Below are 4,088 nucleotides of genomic sequence, written 5' to 3' on the forward strand. Positions count from 1 at the left end.
GCCTTAAACACAAAATTCCTGACAGGCCCGCAATCGGAGAGAAATTTTCGGTATTTTTCCTCGCCCACCTTTAATTCGTCCGGATGATCTGGGTCGCGCGTCACGTCCAGTGCCTTCATCGAATTTGTATCCAAATTTATCCACCCGATGGATACTTGCTTATCAAGATTGTCGGGGCTATCCGCAGCGACGTACGCCCTGACGCTGTATATTCCATTAGATTCATCCTCAATCTCAGCCTGGATGTCGCTCTTACTCATTGCAACATCCTGAAATGAAGGAACCACCAATTCTCTTAATTCATTCTTACAAGCTCCCGGTGAGGCGCATGCGGTCCACGAGGCCATCACAAAGAACGTGAATAGTGCGACTTTTTCGATGAATCTCATATTCTGTCATTGAAATGAAGTCACGATTCGCTGCGTTATCGATTGAAGCATTTTTCGACAAACTTTTACGCATCGGCTTCGATTTTAAATCGCCGCGGAGCGCAGCTTCCATTTTAGTGCATGATGCACTTTTCCTTGAGCTTCATACCTACCGGCACCGAAGAATCTACAACAGTGCATCTAAGTTGACCCTGTTTCGACCTTGCCGCCGTGGTCGGTATCGTCGCCTACCCGAATCAAATTAAGCATCTTCGCTCTGCGCTATGGACATGCGTTGACGGTGCCACACTCAATCCAGCGCTCTATAGTCCTTCCGTCTGTCGTGGTATATCTAATCCTCCAAAACTTCAGGTCATCTGAAATATTCAATAGCTCGACCTGATCCCCTTTTATTAGGTACGCCTTTGATTTACTTTTGCTTGTTGGCCCAACATATAAGTAGGCTCGATTAGAAACGACCGGCTTATTCTTGGACGGCTTTTTATTCATGATCAGAAAAACATCGAATGGACCATAAAAGAAATCACCATCCGGAGTTCTTATAACCTTCCAGTGCAGTTTACCATCGCTTAACGACACATCTGCAACCCCATCTTTTGCACCAAAAAACGAGAAGAAATTGATCGTTGCACGCAATCCGTCCGGCGATATTACGCCACTCAAATTGCTTACCCCGTCGGGGTTGCAATCAACCCTCCGCCCCTCTTCTGTGACAAAGCAATAGGCGCCAGCAACTTGATTGCCTGAAGACCTATGTAATTGAATGACAAATGTGGAATAAGGTTTCTTGCCTTCGTGTTGCGCAGAAACATACCGCCACTCACCAAGAAGTGGGCTTCCCTCAGCCTGAGGCACTTGCGCAATCGCAGCCCCGAATTCAATAAGAAAACACAGGATAATAAAAATGCGCATCAAATTATTCATTAATTTCACCCGAAGGTAATCGTTACCGCGGTCAAGCCAGCCCTTCAAGAAAACGGCCTGACTGGAATCATTGGCGACCAACATCTCCTTCTTCGGAAACCCCTTCAACGCCGGCTGCCTGCTCCCACCACTGCAATTTCCCGATCCGCGCGATCTCGGCCTTCCACAGCCACATGCCCCTATTCCCTCCACGCCCGTCGCCACCTCCCAGGCGTCGTACCGAGCACCGCACGAAACGCCTTCCCGAACGCCGCCTCCGACTGATACCCCACCGCCTGCCCGATTTCCGCCTGTCCGCGCTGCGTCTCCTGCAGCAGCGTGCACGCATGCATCATCCGGATCTGCGCCACAAATGCACCGACGCTCATCCCCGCCTTCTCGCGAAAATGCCGCGCATAGGTCGCACGCGACATCGCGACGGCGTCACCGAGCGACTCGACCGTCCACGGCTTCGCCGGCGCCTGCAGCACGGCCAGAACCGACGGGCCGAGCCGCGCGTCGGCCGCGACTGCGAGCCAGCCCGACGGCATCCGCGTATCGCGCCCGTACGCGCGCAGCGCATACGCGAGCAACGCCTGCCCGAGCGCATTCACAATCGCCCGCGCGCCCGGCTGGGCGCTCGACGCCTCGCTGCGCAGCGCATCCGTCAGCCACTGCAGCGGCGGCGCCGTCGCGAGCCCGTCGCGCAAACCCACGTGCAGCATGCGCGGCAGCGTCCGCATCAGCAATTCGCCGGCGCCGCGTGCGTAGACGAAGCGGCCGCAGAGCAGATCCACGCTCGCGCGATCCCGGTCGGCTGCACCCAGATTCGACTTGATCGGCAGCACCGTGCCGCCGTCGCGGTCCGGCTCGCGCAACGGCGCGGCGGCGCGCGACCGGACCGCGATCGCGTCGAGCAGATCGTGCGCGTCGCCGCCCGGCAGCAACACGAAGTCGCCTTCGGCCAGTTGCAACGTACGGCCGCCGGCGGTACGCAGCCGGCAACTGCCCGCCAGCACCAGATGAAAGGCCGCCTCGCCGGGCGGCAGCGATGCGTGCGGCATTGCGAACGCGCCGTCGAGCAGACAGCGCAGATCGAGCTCGACGTGGCTGCGCCCGAGCAATAACAGTTGACTCAATGCATCCATGAGACGATTGCGCTAAAAATCGACACTGTAGCGTATCGAAAGCCTCAGTGCGAACGCGCAGAATAGCCCTGCATCGCCAAGATTGCGGCTGCGGCCGCCCTCCTCACCTCTTTTCCAAAGGACGCATCATGCTGAACTGGAACGAATACCGGAAGGAACTCTCGACGCGCATCGGCGAAATCGCGAAGCTGTCGCCCGATACGCTGGCCGGCTACAAGGCGCTGTCCGGCGCCGGCGCGAAAACCGGCCATCTCGATGCGAAGACGCGCGAGCTGATCGCGCTCGCGGTCGCCGTAACGACGCGCTGCGACGGCTGTATTGCCGTGCACACCGCGGAGGCGGCGAAGCACGGCGCGACGAAGGAAGAAGTCGCCGAAGCGCTCGGCGTGGCAGTCGCGCTCAATGCCGGCGCGGCGCTCGTCTACTCCGCGCGCGTGATGGACGCGATGGGCGACTGACGCGCCGCGGCCGGCGCGACGCGACGGCTTCGCGCCACGCCGGCCGCGCATGGAACTCGGCTACCATGCGCACAGATACATCGCGAAGGAGCGTTTCATGTGTCGCTGGCTCGCCTATACGGGCAACCCGATCCATCTCGAGACCGTGCTGTTTCGCGCGAAGCATTCGCTGATCGATCAGAGCCTGCATTCCGAACTCGGCGCGACGACGACCAACGGCGACGGCTTCGGCATCGGCTGGTACGGGCACCCCGACGAACTGCCGTTCCGCTATCGCTCCGTGCATCCCGCGTGGAACGATCGCAATCTGCGTGAAGCGGCGCGCGCGATCCGCTCGCCGATGTTCGTCGCGCACATCCGCGCGGCAACCGACACGCCGGTGCAGGAAACCAACTGTCATCCGTTCAGGCACGGCCGCTGGCTGTTCGTGCATAACGGACTGATTCGCGATTTCCACAAGCTGCGTCGCGATCTGACGATGAAGATCGATCCGGCGCTGTTCCCGACGCTCGAAGGCTCGACCGATTCGGAACTGATGTTCCGGCTCGCGCTGACGTACGGCCTCGAACAGGCGCCGCTGCCGGCGCTCGAGCGGATGGTCGGCATCGTCGAGGAAACCGCGGCTCGGCATCGCGTCGCCGAGCCGCTGAACATGACGATCTGCGCGACGGACGGCGAACGGATCATCGCGGTGCGCTACTCGAGCGAGCGGCAATCGCGGTCGCTGTTCCACAGCACGTCGTTCAAGCACCTGCACGCTCTGTATCCACATAATCCGCGGATCGCGGAAGCCGGCGACGATGCGTTCATGGTCGTGTCGGAACCGCTCGTCGATCTGCGCGGTGCGTGGGAGCAAGTGCCGGAGAGCACGGCGATCGTGGCGCACGGCGCGGAGGTTCGGCGTATGGGGTTTGCGCCTCGGCATAAGTAGGAGACGGATGTCGGTAAGATAAACTCGACCGTTTGACGCGAGACGGCGCCCCCGAGGGCCGCCCGCACCCCACGGTCGAGCCGGCCGGACCGGACGCCCGTTCGGCCCCGCGGTTTCTTGATATTCTTCGCGCGGCCTTGAACGGGCCTTGCCGACCATGGAGCGCGCAAGGCTCGCGTCCGCTCAACGTAAAAGGGACTACATGATATTGGTGACAGGAGGCGCAGGTTTTATCGGCGCCAACTTTGTACTCGACTGG

4 protein-coding genes and 2 pseudogenes are annotated in these 4,088 nt (G+C 59.8%); 2 read left to right on the plus strand and 4 right to left on the minus strand.

Going from position 1 to position 4,088, the window contains the following annotated elements; all coding sequences use genetic code 11:
* The 4 genes and pseudogenes from HMPREF3115_RS07035 to HMPREF3115_RS07040 all read right to left on the minus strand — a co-directional run.
* A pseudogene (locus HMPREF3115_RS07035) lies at positions 1-389 on the minus strand (hypothetical protein); the annotation flags it as partial.
* Between the two features lie 186 nt (positions 390-575).
* Positions 576-638: pseudogene (locus HMPREF3115_RS30740) on the minus strand (PAAR domain-containing protein); the annotation flags it as partial.
* A 12-nt stretch (positions 639-650) separates the two neighbouring features.
* Positions 651-1,397, minus strand: coding sequence for a hypothetical protein (locus HMPREF3115_RS28720; protein WP_233633000.1), 747 nt, complete (start codon positions 1,395-1,397; stop codon positions 651-653).
* A gap of 95 nt (positions 1,398-1,492) precedes the next feature.
* On the minus strand, positions 1,493-2,440 hold the full coding sequence (locus HMPREF3115_RS07040) for a cupin domain-containing protein (protein WP_070553882.1): 948 nt from the start codon (positions 2,438-2,440) through the stop codon (positions 1,493-1,495).
* A gap of 128 nt (positions 2,441-2,568) precedes the next feature.
* On the opposite strand from HMPREF3115_RS07040, the gene HMPREF3115_RS07045 reads away from it, so the two are divergent.
* Positions 2,569-2,898 (plus strand): carboxymuconolactone decarboxylase family protein, encoded by a 330-nt coding sequence (locus tag HMPREF3115_RS07045; RefSeq protein ID WP_006401580.1) that lies wholly within the window; start codon positions 2,569-2,571, stop codon positions 2,896-2,898.
* A gap of 97 nt (positions 2,899-2,995) precedes the next feature.
* Positions 2,996-3,829, plus strand: a complete 834-nt coding sequence (locus HMPREF3115_RS07050; RefSeq protein WP_012214048.1) for a class II glutamine amidotransferase — start codon at positions 2,996-2,998, stop codon at positions 3,827-3,829.
* Positions 3,830-4,088 lie beyond the last annotated feature (259 nt).

Origin of the sequence: Burkholderia sp. HMSC10F09, from assembly GCF_001806955.1 — a bacterium.
GTDB lineage: Bacteria > Pseudomonadota > Gammaproteobacteria > Burkholderiales > Burkholderiaceae > Burkholderia > Burkholderia multivorans.